Origin of the sequence: Glutamicibacter sp. BW78 (assembly GCF_002332245.1) — a bacterium.
Taxonomy (GTDB): domain Bacteria; phylum Actinomycetota; class Actinomycetes; order Actinomycetales; family Micrococcaceae; genus Arthrobacter_H; species Arthrobacter_H rhombi_A.
In genome coordinates this window covers 323,567-337,346 of sequence record NZ_NRGU01000038.1, presented here as the reverse complement: position 1 = coordinate 337,346, position 13,780 = coordinate 323,567, and the positions used below count along the sequence as shown (strand labels likewise).

The window sequence follows — 13,780 nt, the reverse complement described above, 5'->3', positions numbered from 1 at the left end:
TGTCCCGTGTGGGTGCCGACCGCCTCCGACCTCCCATGGCAGGAAGACGTGACGGAGAATACAGTATGCCCCACGAAGACCGACCTGCCACCACAAATAGTTGACAAGACAATATCGTTGACCTTTTGTTACCTACTGGTAGAACGATCAGACACTTTGTCCAGGATTAATGGCTCGCAGGGCGGCAGCGGCCATGACCCGAATCCCGGTTTCGATCGCCGTCTCGTCAGGAATGTAGTCGCCACGGTGCAGATCGTAGGTTTCCCCTCCCGGGGTGCGCGTCCCCAGACGCATCATGGCTCCGGGAATGGTGTGGGTCATCCACGCAAAATCTTCCCCACCCATGGATTGCGGGATGAGCACGATGGACTTCGAACCGATCTCGGCGCGCGCCGCCCGCTCGATCAAATCCGTTTCCGCTTCGGCGTTAACCACCGGGGGGACGCCCCGGGTGTGTTCGAGCTTCACGTCGACACCGTAGGGAACGGCGACCTGACGGACCACCTCATCCAATAAGACACCCGCCGATTCCCAGGCCTCGCCGTCCAGGCAGCGCATGGTTCCGGCCAGATAGCCAGACGCCGGAATGGCATTCGGGGCCGAGCCCGCATGGATTTGACCCCAGACCACCGACACTGCGCTACGCACGTCGATCCGCCGGTTGAGTACCGCCGGGACGCCGACGGCGATCTCGGCGAGGGCGAAGACCAGATCCTCGGTCAGATGCGGCCGTGAGGTGTGCCCGCCGCGGCCCGATAATTCGATCTTGATGGTGTCGCTGGCACTGGTGATCGCGCCGATGCGGGTCCCGATCGTTCCGGCGTCGACGCGAGGTTCACAATGCAGGGCCAGGATGCGCGGAACCCCTTCGAGGACTCCCTGGGCAATGACCGATAGCGCCCCGCCGGGCATGGTCTCCTCGGCCGGCTGGAAGATGACCCGGATCCTTCCCCCCAGCTCGCCGGCTTCGTGCAGGCGCGCCAGCGTCAGGGCCACTCCGAGCATGACCGTGGTGTGAATGTCATGCCCGCAGGCATGGCAGACGCCTTCGCGGTTCGAGGCGTAGTCCAACCCGGTTTCTTCCAGGATCGGCAGGGCATCGATATCTGCACGTAGCCCCAGGGCAATTTCGCCCTCGCCGATGTCCACATAGAGCCCGGTCCCCTCGAGGGCCTTCGGCTCCAGTCCGGCATCCGTGAGTTCCTGCAGGATGCGTGCCGTCGTCCGCGTCTCCTCGAAGGACAGTTCGGGGTTCGCATGCAGGTCCCGGCGGAAGCCCACCAGTTGGGGCAGCAACGGCTCGGCCCAGGGACCGATCGCGGGGTAGGTCGTCTGCCTTGAGGAATCGTAAGTCACAGAAGCGACCTTACGACGAAGTCGGGGCAACCACCGAGTTTGCAACGCATCATTTCGCCCGCATTACCGGCGGCCACCGACCTGGCTAGAGCACGTCGAGGTCGCCCGAGGCCTTGAGGGCTTCAACGGCCTTCTTCACGGACTGGGCGTGGTCGCTGGTAGTGACCAGGAGGGCATCCCCGGTGTCGACGACGACCACGTCCTTGATTCCGATCAGGGCGATCATCCGTTTGGTGTCGGAGACGACGACACCGGAGGCATCGTCGGCGTAGACCCGGGCCCCATCCCCCAGCACGGTGAGGTTGGTGGCCTCGCTGGCGGGGTTCAAGCGGCCGATGGCCGCGAAGTCGCCCACGTCATCCCAGGTGAATTCGCCGGGGATCATCGCGACGTCGCCGTGCTCAGCTGCCGGTTCGGCCACCGCATAATCGATCGCGATCTTCGGCAAGGTCGGCCAAATACGCTTTTTCACGGCATCACGCTCATCGGTGTCCCAGGCATCGGCGATCTCCATCAACCCTGCGTGCAGTTCAGGTTCGTTGCGTTCAAGGTGCTCGAGCATCAGGGCCACGGGGGCAACGAACATCCCGGCATTCCACAGGTAGTCACCGCTAGCGACATAACGCTGGGCCACCTCCTCATCCGGTTTCTCCACGAATTCGAGCACCGACGTCGCACTGGGCGCCCCTTCAACAGCGAGGGCTTCGCCGGCACGGATGTAGCCAAAAGCCGTCGACGGCGAAGCAGGCTTGATGCCGATGGTGACGATTTTTCCCGTGGCCGCGGTCAGGATGGCTTCGCGGACCGCCTCCTGGAAGACCTCGACGGGCCCGATGACCTGGTCCGCGGCAAAGGAACCCATGATGATGTCCGGATTCCTGCGGTGCAGGATGGCTGCCGCCAGGCCGATCGCCGCCGCGGAATCCTTCGGCTCGGATTCGAGCACGAGGTTCGTTTCGCTCAATTCGGGCAACTGCGATTGGACGGCCTCGCGGTGGGCCTGCCCGGTGACCACCATGATGCGGTGGTCGGCCAGGGGAACGAGCCGCTCATAGGTCGCGCGGATCAACGTGGTTCCCGATCCGGTGAGGTCGTGCAGGAACTTGGGGGCGGCCGCTCGGGAGAGCGGCCACAACCGCGTTCCCACGCCGCCGGCGGGGATGACGCCGTGGAAGCGCGCGAGGAGGTCTTCATTCATGGATCCCACAGTAGGCGATCACCGAAGCGTTTCGCTGGAGGACGGGCTCGATTTAGGACACGAAAATGTCACGTATTTTCCGCGTGAATCCGCGTATTCCCCCTCGTCACGGCGGTCGCCGTGAGGCTCGCCACACAGGTAGGGTGGAGACGAAGCCTGACGGGCCCCGTGGTCTAGGATCAGGCTAGGAACGCTTACGCACCGGCGCCAATCTTTTGTGTGCACGCCACACGAACGCCCTTGCATGCATGGAGGTAAATTCAGTGTCGAAGACATCGTCAGGCACCCTCTACCGCGGCCACGAAGGCATGTGGTCCTGGGTAGGGCATCGGGTCACCGGTGTCGTCATTTTCTTGTTTCTTTTGGTGCACGTGCTTGATACGGCCCTGGTCCGGGTTGACCCCGGCGCCTACGACGCCGTGATCGGCACGTATAAGAACCCGCTGATGGCCGTCGGAGAGCTCGGTCTCGTCGCCGCGATCGTCTTCCACGCCTTCAACGGTCTGCGTCTGGTCCTGGTTGACTTCTGGAAGTCCGGACCCAAGTACCACCGTCAGCTGCTCTGGGGCGTGCTGATCGTCTGGGTCGTTGTCATGATCGGTTTCGCCATCCGTCACCTGTCGCTCGCCTTCGGAGGTTACTAAGCCATGGCTCCCACGGAATTCGTTGCACCGCGCTCGACTCGGATTGATCCGAAGTACATGCGTGGCAAGTCCAAAAACGGCAACTTCGAGATGCTCGCGTGGCTCTTCATGCGTATCTCCGGCGTCCTGCTGGTCATCCTGATCTTCGGCCACCTCTTCGTTAACCTGCTGGTCGGTGACGGCGTGCATGCCATCGACTTCGGCTTTGTCGCCGGCAAGTGGGCCAACCCGCTGTGGCAGTTCTGGGACCTGACCATGCTGTGGTTGGCCATGCTGCACGGCACCAACGGCGTTCGCACCATCATCAACGACTACGTCGAAAAGAACCGTCCGCGGTTCTGGCTCCAGCTGGTCCTGGTGTTGTGCTCGGCGGCCATCGTCATTCTCGGCACGCTGGTGATCTTCACCTTCGATCCGTGCATCCCGGGCTCCACGCTCGCGGTCTGCCAGTAGTTCCGGCACACGTCGCCGAAACCAAGATTCAAAGAAGAGGGAACATCCGGTATGCAGGTACATAAGTACGACGTCGTCATTGTCGGCGCCGGTGGCGCTGGCATGCGCGCTGCCATTGAATCCGGCCAGCAGGCCCATACGGCTGTGTTGACCAAGCTCTACCCCACCCGTTCACATACGGGAGCCGCGCAGGGCGGCATGTGTGCCGCCCTGGCCAACGTCGAGGAAGACAACTGGGAGTGGCACACCTTCGACACCGTCAAGGGTGGCGACTATCTGGTTGATCAGGATGCCGCCGAGGTCATGGCCAAGGAAGCCATCGAGGCGGTGCTGGACCTGGAAAAGATGGGTCTGCCGTTCAACCGCACCCCCGAAGGCAAGATCGACCAGCGTCGCTTCGGGGGCCACACCCGCGATCACGGCAAGGCCCCGGTTCGCCGGTCCTGCTACGCGGCGGACCGCACCGGCCACATGATCCTGCAGACGCTCTACCAGAACTGCGTGAAGCACAACGTCGAGTTCTACAACGAGTACTACGTCCTGGACCTGCTCACCGTCCAGGAGGAAGCCACCCGCGAGGATGGCACCACCTACCTGCAGACCCGTGTTGCCGGAGTCGTCTCCTACGACCTGGCCACCGGCGAGATCCATGTTTTCCAGGCCAAGTCGGTCATCTTCGCCACCGGCGGTGCCGGCAAGGTCTTCAAGACCACCTCCAACGCGCACACCCTGACCGGTGACGGCATGGGCATCGCCTTCCGCAAGGGCATCCCGCTGGAGGACATGGAGTTCGTGCAGTTCCACCCAACCGGCCTGGCCGGGTTGGGGATCCTCCTTTCCGAAGCCGCCCGCGGTGAAGGTGCCATCCTGCGCAACTCCGAGGGCGAGCGGTTCATGGAGCGCTACGCACCCACCATCAAGGATCTGGCCCCGCGCGATATTGTCGCCCGGTCGATGGCCAACGAGGTTCGTGAAGGCCGCGGTTGTGGGCCGAATAAGGACTACGTCCTGCTGGACCTGACGCACTTGGAGCCGGCACATATCGATGCCAAGCTGCCGGACATCACCGAGTTCGCCCGTACCTATCTCGGTGTGGAGCCCTACACGGAGCCGGTGCCGGTCTTCCCGACCGCGCACTACGTCATGGGTGGGGTCCCCACCAACATCAAGGGCGAAGTCTTCCAGGACAACGAGTTCACCATCCCCGGCCTCTACGCCGCCGGTGAGGTCGCCTGTGTCTCCGTCCACGGCTCAAACCGCCTGGGCACCAACTCGCTGCTGGACATCAACGTGTTCGGCAAGCGTGCGGGTATCGCAGCCGCCGAATACTCCAAGACGGCCGATTGGGTCGACTTGCCGGAGAACCCGGGCGCCGACACCGAGGCACTGCTCGACGTGGTCCGACAGGCATCCGGTACCGAACGGATCGCCGCCATCCGCAAGGACCTCCAAGACACGATGGACGCCAACATGCAGGTGTTCCGCACCAAGGACACCATCATGAAGGCCCTGGCCGACGTCAAGGGCTTCCGTGAGCGTTATGCAAACATCAGCATCCAGGACAAGGGCAAGCGCTTCAATCTGGATCTGCTCGAAGCCGTGGAACTGGGCTTCCTGCTGGACTTGGCCGAGGTCATGTCCGTTTCCGCACTCCACCGTCACGAATCCCGTGGCGGCCACTTCCGCGAGGACTTCCCGGACCGCGACGACGAGAACTTCATGAAGCACTCGATGGTCTACAAGGACGACACCGCGCAGATGGAGGGCATCGAGGGCATCCGGTTCGACACCAAGCCCGTCATCTTCACCCGTTACCAGCCGATGGAGCGTAAGTACTAATGAGCAGCGAGATTCCCGAACCAGCATCCAAGGTCGACCTGGCCCCCGGTGTCGGCGGCGGCGGGGAGATCCCGAAGTTCGACATCACCCTGCGGGTGCGCCGATACCAACCGGAATTCTCCGAAGACGTGACCTGGGAGGATTTCCAGTTGACGATGTTCGGCACCGACCGTGTGCTGGACGCCCTGCATAAGGTCAAATGGGAGATCGACGGCTCGCTGTCGTTCCGCCGTTCCTGCGCCCATGGCGTCTGCGGCTCCGATGCCATGCGCATCAACGGCCGTAACCGGCTGGCATGCAAGACCCTGTTGAAGGACTTGGACACCGAGAAGCCCATCACCGTGGAGGCCATCAAGGGGCTGCCGGTCGAGAAGGACCTCATCGTGGACATGGAACCCTTCTTCCAGTCCTACCGTGAAATCATGCCCTTCATGATCACCAAGGGACATTCCCCGACGGCTGAGCACTACCAGTCCCCCGAAGAGCGCGAACGCTACGACGACACCACCAAGTGCATCCTGTGCGCTGCGTGCACCTCCTCGTGCCCGGTCTTCTGGACCGATGGGCAGTATTTCGGCCCGGCGGCGATCGTGAACGCACACCGTTTCATCTTCGACTCACGTGACGAAGGTGGCGATATGCGCCTCGAGATCCTCAACGACAAGGAAGGCGTGTGGCGTTGCCGTACGACCTTCAACTGCACCGAAGCCTGCCCCCGTGGCATCCAGGTCACCAAGGCTATTTCCGAGGTCAAGCAGGCCATTCTGGCCCGCTCGGTCTAGAGTCGACCGCTCTCGAAGCACGAAGAAGGCGTCTCCCNNGGGAGACGCCTTCTTCGTGCCTAGGACCTGTCCTGCAGCCAGCTCACCGGTGCACTCTCGGTCGACGCCGGGGCACGCATCTGGGCGGATCGGGACCGCAAGCCCTTCGGGTTGCCCCGTCGTGCGGCGGCGACGATATCGGCGGTGGTCACCGCGCCCCAGGAGGTTGCCAGAAGGTAGATCTGGCTCAACAGGTAGAACCAGACAAACAGCCCCAGGATCACGGCGAAGGGCGCCAGGATCGGGTTACTGCTGGCGCTGCCGAGCAGTAGTGAAGAAAAGTAGCGCAGGGTCGTGGATCCTGCCCCGGCGATGAACGCGGATTCCAGCAAGGCCACACGGGGCATGGTGATCCCCGATGCGAGCCGAAAGAGGATCACCGCGACCACCGAATCCAGCAGGAGCATCACCACCAGACTCGCCACCCTGGTGAGCATCACCGAGAAGGTGGACTCCAGGTCAAGGAATTCAATAATGCTGTGGAGAGCCGTGCTGGCGATGACCCCCAGCCCCGTCGTGAGGATCAAGCTGATTCCCAGCAGAAGCAGCACGCCCAGGTCTTTGATCTTGGCCATCACGATATTGGATTGCATTTTGAGCAGGCCGAAGACCCCCCGCATGCCCTCTCGCAAGCCGGCGATCCAGCGGAGCGAGGTCAGGAGGGAGACGGCGGTGGAAATCACGAGTGCCCAGCCGAAGCTCCGGCTGTGGAAGAGCTGTTGAGGAGTTGCCAGTCCCCCGTCCCCGGTATTGATCAGCCCGGGGGTCGTTTTGGCGACGCCCTCAACCACAAGGTCTTGAAGTTGCTGATTTCCGCTGGCGAGGATGCCCAGGATAGAGAATCCGACGACCAGGATTGCTGCGATGGAGAAGAACATCTTATAGGCGGCCCCTGCCGCCATGACTGATCCATGTCGCTGCCCGTAGAGGCTGAAGACGCGCAGGGGTTTCCATGAATTCAGACGTGCCATGAGCGAACCGAAACCGGCGATGGCGATCTTGGGCAGTCCGGCCTTTTCCCGGCGGGCACGACCCAGGGCAGCACGCTGGTGCATGGCGTTGGTATGTAAGGCTGCCCGGTCTAGCGGGGAGGTGCGCGTGCCGAGATCCGTCTCGGAGCGGGCGGGGTCGCTATAGACGATGGCGCTGGCCGGAAGGCGGCCTTTCTTACGCTGGATCGGGATGCGCGCCGTCTTGGCCAAGTGTCAGTTCCTCCTGCAGAGCCCAGAGGCCTCCGGCATCGTATTCGAATAACCCGATTCTATCCACGGCGAAAGTGACATCGTAGTCTGCCAAGCCGGTCAACGCGCGCCCCATCTGTTCTTCCGTCAGGTCGTGGGCCAAGGTCAGATGTGGGTGGAAGGGGAATTCGGTGCGCGTTTCCAGCGGTCCGGACTGCAGTTCATGGTTCAGCGACACGCATTCCTCGAAGCCGGCGGCGACCTTTAGGAAGACCACCTGGGAGATGGGACGGAAGGTGGCGGTCCCGCGGAGTCTGAGGCGGAAGGGCTGCGTGTTCGCGGCGACACGCCGCACATGGGCAAGTGCTGCCATCCAGTCGGTGGCCCAGGCGCCGGTGATCAGCGTGATATGAGGCGGGATGCTGCGGGCTACGGGGTCCCCGAAGGACAACCGTTGCTGCCTCAACTCCGAGCGGTAGGGTTCGGGCAGTGGGATGACGATACCCACACTGACCCCCTCCTCCCCGGGGCCGGTGGCCCCGGGGATCTCGGTACCCGACTCAGGGAGGGTCATCGTTTATCGCAGGCTCTGACCATCGTCGGCTCCCGCGGCGTCGAACGGCGTCTCCGCGCGCGCCGGTAGGAACCCGATGTTCGAGTAGACAGCGTCCAGGGTGTTGGAAGCGACTTCGCGGGCCCGGGCCGCTCCGATGGCCAGCTGGCGATCCAGTTCGGCCGAATCATCCAACAGCTCCAGGGTCTTGCGGCGGATCGGCTCGACCCGGGAGACGACTGCCTCGGCCACGTCGACCTTCAAGTGTCCATACATTTTGCCGTCGTACTCTTCGACCAGTCCGTCCACCGATTTGCCGGTGATCGTCGAAAGGATTTCCAGCAGGTTGGATACCCCCGGCTTTTCCGCCCGGTCGAAGGCAATCACGGTGTCATTATCGGTGACCGCTGATTTGATCCGCTTGGTGATGAGCTTCGGGTCATCAAGGATATTGATCAGACCGTTGGGGCTCGACGCGGACTTGGACATCTTCGACGTCGGATCTTGCAGGTCGTAGATCCGGGCACCTTCCTTCTGGATCATGGCTTCGGGAACCCTGAACGTCTCCCCGAAGCGGTGGTTGAATCGCTGGGCCAGATCCCTGGCGAGTTCCACGTGCTGGCGCTGGTCGTCACCCACCGGGATGGCGTGCGGCTGGTAGAGCAGAATATCCGCTGCCATGAGCACCGGGTAGGTGAACAGGCCAACACTGACGGCATCCTGACCACCCTTGGCCGATTTGTCCTTGAATTGGGTCATCCGCGAGGCCTCGCCGAACCCGGTGATGCAGTTGAGCACCCAGGCCAGTTGGGCGTGTTCGGGAACGTGGGACTGGACGAACAAGGTGGCCGCGTCCTGATCGATGCCCCCGGCAATGTACTGGGCTGCGGTGGTCCGGGTTCGTTCACGCAGTGATGCCGGGTCGTGTCCGACGGTGATCGCATGCATGTCGGGGACGAAGAAAAAGGCGTCGTAGTCATCCAGTGCCTTGACCCAGTTGACGAGTGCCCCGAGGTAGTTGCCGAGGTGAAGTGAGTCGGCGGAGGGTTGCATCCCCGAAAGGACGCGCGGTCGGCGGTCGGCCGGTACAGCGTTGTCAGTCATGGTGAGGTCTTCCTAGAACTGGTAGTCGATGACCAGTGGTGCATGGTCGGAGAAGCGCGTGTCGTAGGTTGGCGCGCGGTCGACGACGGCGTTGGATGCCAGTGCGGCAAGGTCCGGGGTCGCCATCTGGTAGTCGATACGCCAACCGGTGTCGTTGTCGAAGGCCTTCCCGCGGTAGGACCACCAGGTGTACGGGCCGTCAACGTCGCCTGCCAGTTCACGGGCCACATCCTTAAACCCGATTTCTTCACCGAAGAAGCGGTCGAAGTAGGCGCGCTCCTCCGGCAGGAAACCAGAGTTCTTGACGTTGCCCTTCCAGTTCTTGATATCTCGTTCGGTGTGTCCGACGTTCAGGTCGCCGGTCACCAGCACATGCTTCGACGTCGCTTTCAGTTCCGGCAGCTTGGTGGTCATCACCTCAAGGAAACGGTATTTATCGTCCTGTTTGGGGCTGTTGACCTCCCCGGAGTGAACGTAAGCGCTCACGACGGTGACTTGCTCCCCGTTGATGTCGAAGTCGGCTTCGACCCAGCGGCCGGAGGTCTTGAAGTAGTCTTCGCCGATATGCTCGCGGGTGGCCTGGGGGGCCTGCCGTGAGGCGATGGCCACCCCGGCGCGGCCCTTGGCTTCTGCCTCGGCGTGCAGGATATGCCAGTCATCCCCCAGCAGTTCGCGCACGATCTCGTCCGGTGCACGCACTTCCTGCATGGTCAGGATGTCGATGTCCCGGTCCTTCAGCCAATCAGCCATCCCGCGCCGGTATGAGGCGCGGATGCCGTTGAGATTGACGGAGGCGACGCGAACGGCGCCCGGGTTCTTGGCCTGGTTTTGTTCCTCTGCTGTACTCACCTGATCCAGCTTACCGAAGAATTCCTAGTCGATGACCTCTCCGGAGAGTGGATCGCTTCCGCCTGCGGGCTTCATCATCTCGCGTGCATTATGCGCGGTGATTTCGATGGTTTCCACGGCCCGGTCCACCATGCCGCGGGCTTCGGCACCGCTGGCATCCAGGTGCTCCTTGATGACTCCCGCTTGGACCTGGACGATTTTGAACGAGTGCTCCAGTTTCAGGTCACGGGTTCGCGACCCCTCATCCACCACGACGGTTTCGGAGGCCTCCGGCTGGCGGGCGCGGGCTGCCATGGAGGCGGAGGCGTTTTGCAACTGGCTGCTGACCTTGCGGGCGCCACGGCGCAGGCCGAAAACGAGGAAGGCTGCCAAGAGCAACCAGCCCAGCGAGATCACCGCGACGATCCAACCGATCACATCGTTTTGGTTGGCGGCGAAGACGACCGCCACTAAAAAGACGGTGACCATGACGGCCAGCGACAGGGTGCTGGCCTTAAGGGTGATCTTCTTTTCCGAGCGGGGGCGGTCCGTGCCGATGGGTTCCATACCCCCAGTATCCCAAACCGGGGGCACTGTCCGGGACAGGTTTCCCGTGGGCGAACAGCACCGAAGGCGCCGACGACGGTTCAGCTGCGTCTCAGGAGCCCGGGGAACCGGTCCAGATACAGGTCTTCGGCGGCGTAGTCCTGCGCAAAGTTGCCGAAGTGAGGGTTGTCATCGAAACTCTCCCGCGGCAGTCCTGCCAGCCAGTCCAGTTCGGCGGCGACGGTTTGTGCATAGGTTCCCACCGGGGTGTAGCCCAGGTCCCGGGACGCGGTGGTGTCCAGCATGATGGCGGGCCGGCCGTCCCATGGGTGGGCACCCAGGCCCGGCGGGGCGTCCTCGTCCAGCAGGATCTCTTGCCAGTCATGACCGAAGTGCGCGGCGACGGTACGGGCGATCTCCAAGCCGTTCGGCGCGTCGGGGTCGGCACTGTTGAGCACCCGGGCGCCCGCGGGGGTATCGGCGACACATTCGATCAGGGCAGCCGTGTTTGCTGCGGCCGTCGTATGGTCACCCCCGGCCCCCCGTCCGGCCAGGAGCAGCACTCGGCGGTGGTCAAGGATCCGGCGAACGAACGCCCATTCACGGGGCGGTGCGGCACCGACACCGTGGACTTTTGAGGCACGGATGACCGTGGCGTCGGCACCGGAGTCCAGCAGGGTCTGCTCGGCGGCCACCTTATTGGGGCCGTACCCCTCGGCGGAGGCGAACGGCATGTTCCCGGGGGCCAAGGTCGGCTGGTGCTCGGTGATCGGGCCGGCGAAGTGCGGTGGCTCGACGGAATTCATATGGCGACCCTCAGCGTCGACATAGACGGCCTTGCTGGAGAGCATCACCATGCGTCCGACGTCCTGCCGCAGCGCGAGCAAGCTGCGCGCGTGGTCGGCGGTGTAGCTGAGCGTGTCCACGATCAGGTCGGCGCCCTGGCCGATGACCGCTGCCAGGGCCGACGCATCGTAGCGATCAGCGGCGAGGAACCGCACTCCCAGGTCGGTGAGTTCGGCCGGCAGGTGGTGCCGGTTGCGTCCGGTGACGTCCACCTGCCATCCGCCGGCAGCCAGGCGGGCGGCCGTGGCCCGTCCCAGCAGGCCGGTACCTCCGAGGACGACAGCACGGCGTCGTTGGCCCTGTTGTGGTGCCGGGGTCACCAGGACACGAGGCAGAAGGGGTGGCGCTGGGGGTCCAGGTAGACGCGGTAGTTCTGCCCGCCGGTGTTCATCGACGTGGCACCGAGTTTGAGCACGGCCTCCTCGGCCACGTCCAAATCGTCGACGCGGATATCGAGGTGGGCTTGCTGCGGGTGGGTCTGGCCCGGCCATTCGGGGGGCTGGTAGTTTTCCACCCGCTGAAAGGCGATAGCGGGCCGGTCGGGGGCATCCCCGATGGTGATCCATCCGTCGTCGTCGTGCTGCACTCGCACCATGCCGAGAGCTTTCTCGTAGAAATCTGCCATGATTTCCGTGTCTTCGCAGTCGATGACGACCGCATGCCAACTGCCGATCACGGCGCCTCCTTGGGTTCTGGTCCGCACTAGACTACCTGCACGACGCCCCTGAAACCCATCTCACTTCAGGAACAAGGCCTTCAGGCGGTTGGTGGTCAGTGCCATTCCGCCGGCAATCATGAGGACATAGTAAAGGACATGGACCACGGTCATGATCCCGAAGGCTCCCACCGAGAGCTGGCGCAGCAGCTCCACGCCGTGCCAGAGCGGCAAGATTTGAATCATCCACTGAATGGCTTGCGGGTAGACGTCCAAGGGGTAGAACGTTGCCGAGAACAAGAACATCGGCAACATGATGAACGTGACCCAGTCCAACTGTTGGAACGTGCGGATGTAGGAGGTGATCCCCATGCCGATCGAGGCGAAGCCGAAGGCGATCAGCACCGAAGCCGGAACCATCAGCAGGGCCCACCACGTGGTGATCAGGCCCATGGCAGCCATGACGATCGTGAAGCCGGTGGCATAGAGGAATCCACGGAGCAGGGCCAGGAAGATTTCACCCAGGGCAACGTCCAGCGGCCCGAGCGAAGTGTAGAGCATGTTCTGGTAGAGCTTGCCGTAGTTCATCTTGAAGAACACATTGATGGTTGAGTCGTAAAGCGCCCCGTTCATCGCCGACACCGTCAGCAGGGCCGGAGCAATGTAGGCGGCGTAACTAATCGGGGTGCCTGCGGGACCCTGAACGGTACCAATGAGGGCGCCGAGTCCGATCCCCATCGAGAGCAGGTACAGCACGGGTTCAACGAATCCGGAAATCATGATTGCTGCGTTGGAGGTCCTGGTGGCCATGAGACCGCGTTCGATCACGGCACGGATATTGCGCGAATAGAGTGCGGCGAACGGGCGACGGTCGGGCATCAAGACAAGGTCGGCATCACGGATCAGGCTCATATCAGCCGTCCAATCGTCGGGCGTAGACGCGACGGGCGAGCAGCAGTCCCCCGCAGACCAGAGCCAGCAGGTAAAGCACGTGCACGATGGAGAGCCAAAGTGGTTCGCTATACCCGTAGGAGAGGACCCTTCCGATTTCGGTGGCATGCCAGACCGGGGAGATCCACCCGATCCACTGCAGGAACCAGGGCAGCGTCGATAGCGGGAACAAGGTGCCGGAGAACAAAAAGAGCGGCATGACGATAAATCGCTCGACGAGCGCGAATTGGCCCTTATCGTCTTTGACCGAGGCCGAATACGCCATCAGCGGCAGCCCGAAGGCCAAACCGGCCAGCGAGGCCGTGAGGATCGACAGGACTGCCCATCCGCTGGTGGCAGCACCAAAGAAGAGCACGATCACCAGATAAACGATGCTTTGGCCCAGAATGCGGATGGCCACGGCCAACGCATGCCCCTGGCAGATCTGTTGCGGGGTGAGTGGGGTCGCCAGTGGCCCGTAATAGGTCTTCCACCATTTGAACCCGGACATCACCCCATAGGTGAACTCCCCCGATGCGGTCATCATCGCCGCGGAAGCCAGCAGTGCCGGGGCGATGAACTGCAGGTAGCTGGCACCATCGAAGGCCGCTCCCCCGGAGTTCGCATCAACCAGTGAGGCCAATCCGACCCCCATGGCGAACAGATAAACCAGCGGGTTGCCCACGGAGTAGGCGATGACGATATCGAGGTAGCCCTTCATCGCCCGCAGATACTGCTCAGCGACATACCAGGTGCCGAAGCTGCGCGCCTTGCGGGCGCTGGTGGCCGGCGGATGCGGAACCAGCGGCGACAACGACACCGCCCG

15 protein-coding genes are annotated in these 13,780 nt (G+C 62.9%); 4 read left to right on the top strand and 11 right to left on the bottom strand.

Annotated features, from left to right (window positions below; all coding sequences use genetic code 11):
- Positions 1–147: 147 nt before the first annotated feature.
- Positions 148–1,356 carry an amidohydrolase gene (locus tag CIK75_RS11850; protein WP_241895420.1) on the bottom strand — a complete coding sequence of 403 codons (1,209 nt, stop codon included), beginning with the start codon at positions 1,354–1,356 and terminating at the stop codon, positions 148–150.
- A gap of 85 nt (positions 1,357–1,441) precedes the next feature.
- Positions 1,442–2,554, bottom strand: coding sequence for a mannose-1-phosphate guanylyltransferase (locus CIK75_RS11845; protein WP_086999451.1), 1,113 nt, complete (start codon positions 2,552–2,554; stop codon positions 1,442–1,444).
- Positions 2,555–2,817: 263 nt separating this feature from the next.
- Here CIK75_RS11845 and sdhC point away from each other — a divergent pair, with 263 nt between their 5' ends.
- The 4 genes from sdhC to CIK75_RS11825 are packed head-to-tail and all read left to right on the top strand — an operon-like array spanning position 2,818 to position 6,272.
- Positions 2,818–3,198, top strand: a complete 381-nt coding sequence (gene sdhC / locus CIK75_RS11840) for a succinate dehydrogenase, cytochrome b556 subunit (protein ID WP_086999449.1) — start codon at positions 2,818–2,820, stop codon at positions 3,196–3,198.
- A gap of 3 nt (positions 3,199–3,201) precedes the next feature.
- Positions 3,202–3,651, top strand: coding sequence for a succinate dehydrogenase hydrophobic membrane anchor subunit (locus CIK75_RS11835; RefSeq protein WP_086999448.1), 450 nt, complete (start codon positions 3,202–3,204; stop codon positions 3,649–3,651).
- Positions 3,652–3,702: 51 nt separating this feature from the next.
- Entirely contained in the window at positions 3,703–5,490 is a 1,788-nt protein-coding gene (gene sdhA / locus CIK75_RS11830) for a succinate dehydrogenase flavoprotein subunit (protein WP_086999446.1), read from the top strand.
- Complete coding sequence (locus CIK75_RS11825; RefSeq protein WP_086999444.1) at positions 5,490–6,272, top strand: succinate dehydrogenase iron-sulfur subunit; 783 nt, start codon at positions 5,490–5,492, stop codon at positions 6,270–6,272. Before sdhA ends, CIK75_RS11825 begins: the two co-directional genes overlap by 1 nt.
- Before the next feature lie 59 nt (positions 6,273–6,331).
- Here CIK75_RS11825 and CIK75_RS11820 read toward each other — a convergent pair whose 3' ends face one another.
- The 9 genes from CIK75_RS11820 to CIK75_RS11780 form a co-directional block, all read right to left on the bottom strand.
- A complete protein-coding gene (locus tag CIK75_RS11820) occupies positions 6,332–7,513 on the bottom strand; it encodes a YihY/virulence factor BrkB family protein (protein WP_086999442.1) in 1,182 nt (393 codons plus the stop codon).
- Positions 7,479–8,066 carry a 2'-5' RNA ligase family protein gene (locus CIK75_RS11815; RefSeq protein WP_086999441.1) on the bottom strand — a complete coding sequence of 196 codons (588 nt, stop codon included), beginning with the start codon at positions 8,064–8,066 and terminating at the stop codon, positions 7,479–7,481. Before CIK75_RS11815 ends, CIK75_RS11820 begins: the two co-directional genes overlap by 35 nt.
- A gap of 3 nt (positions 8,067–8,069) precedes the next feature.
- Complete coding sequence (gene trpS / locus CIK75_RS11810; protein WP_086999439.1) at positions 8,070–9,149, bottom strand: tryptophan--tRNA ligase; 1,080 nt, start codon at positions 9,147–9,149, stop codon at positions 8,070–8,072.
- A 12-nt stretch (positions 9,150–9,161) separates the two neighbouring features.
- On the bottom strand, positions 9,162–10,007 hold the full coding sequence (locus tag CIK75_RS11805) for an exodeoxyribonuclease III (RefSeq protein ID WP_086999437.1): 846 nt from the start codon (positions 10,005–10,007) through the stop codon (positions 9,162–9,164).
- A 15-nt stretch (positions 10,008–10,022) separates the two neighbouring features.
- On the bottom strand, positions 10,023–10,544 hold the full coding sequence (locus CIK75_RS11800) for a hypothetical protein (protein ID WP_086999435.1): 522 nt from the start codon (positions 10,542–10,544) through the stop codon (positions 10,023–10,025).
- Between the two features lie 80 nt (positions 10,545–10,624).
- On the bottom strand, positions 10,625–11,689 hold the full coding sequence (locus CIK75_RS11795) for an NAD-dependent epimerase/dehydratase family protein (protein ID WP_143269272.1): 1,065 nt from the start codon (positions 11,687–11,689) through the stop codon (positions 10,625–10,627).
- Positions 11,686–12,045 (bottom strand): VOC family protein, encoded by a 360-nt coding sequence (locus CIK75_RS11790; RefSeq protein ID WP_086999433.1) that lies wholly within the window; start codon positions 12,043–12,045, stop codon positions 11,686–11,688. Before CIK75_RS11790 ends, CIK75_RS11795 begins: the two co-directional genes overlap by 4 nt.
- Before the next feature lie 60 nt (positions 12,046–12,105).
- Complete coding sequence (locus CIK75_RS11785) at positions 12,106–12,936, bottom strand: ABC transporter permease (RefSeq protein ID WP_086999431.1); 831 nt, start codon at positions 12,934–12,936, stop codon at positions 12,106–12,108.
- A 1-nt stretch (position 12,937) separates the two neighbouring features.
- The gene (locus CIK75_RS11780) at positions 12,938–13,774 is read right to left on the bottom strand and encodes an ABC transporter permease (protein WP_241895439.1); all 837 of its coding nucleotides are present in this window, start codon (positions 13,772–13,774) and stop codon (positions 12,938–12,940) included.
- Between the last annotated feature and the right edge of the window lie 6 nt (positions 13,775–13,780).

Excerpts from the sequence above, each read along its gene's own strand:
- CIK75_RS11845 (WP_086999451.1), bottom strand. The coding sequence starts at position 2,554 with ATGAATGAAGACCTCCTCGCGCGCTTCCACGGCGTCATCCCCGCCGGC.
- CIK75_RS11835 (WP_086999448.1), top strand. The coding sequence starts at position 3,202 with ATGGCTCCCACGGAATTCGTTGCACCGCGCTCGACTCGGATTGATCCG.
- sdhA (WP_086999446.1), top strand. The coding sequence starts at position 3,703 with ATGCAGGTACATAAGTACGACGTCGTCATTGTCGGCGCCGGTGGCGCT.
- CIK75_RS11825 (WP_086999444.1), top strand. The coding sequence starts at position 5,490 with ATGAGCAGCGAGATTCCCGAACCAGCATCCAAGGTCGACCTGGCCCCC.
- CIK75_RS11815 (WP_086999441.1), bottom strand. The coding sequence starts at position 8,066 with ATGACCCTCCCTGAGTCGGGTACCGAGATCCCCGGGGCCACCGGCCCC.
- trpS (WP_086999439.1), bottom strand. The coding sequence starts at position 9,149 with ATGACTGACAACGCTGTACCGGCCGACCGCCGACCGCGCGTCCTTTCG.
- CIK75_RS11800 (WP_086999435.1), bottom strand. The coding sequence starts at position 10,544 with ATGGAACCCATCGGCACGGACCGCCCCCGCTCGGAAAAGAAGATCACC.
- CIK75_RS11785 (WP_086999431.1), bottom strand. The coding sequence starts at position 12,936 with ATGAGCCTGATCCGTGATGCCGACCTTGTCTTGATGCCCGACCGTCGC.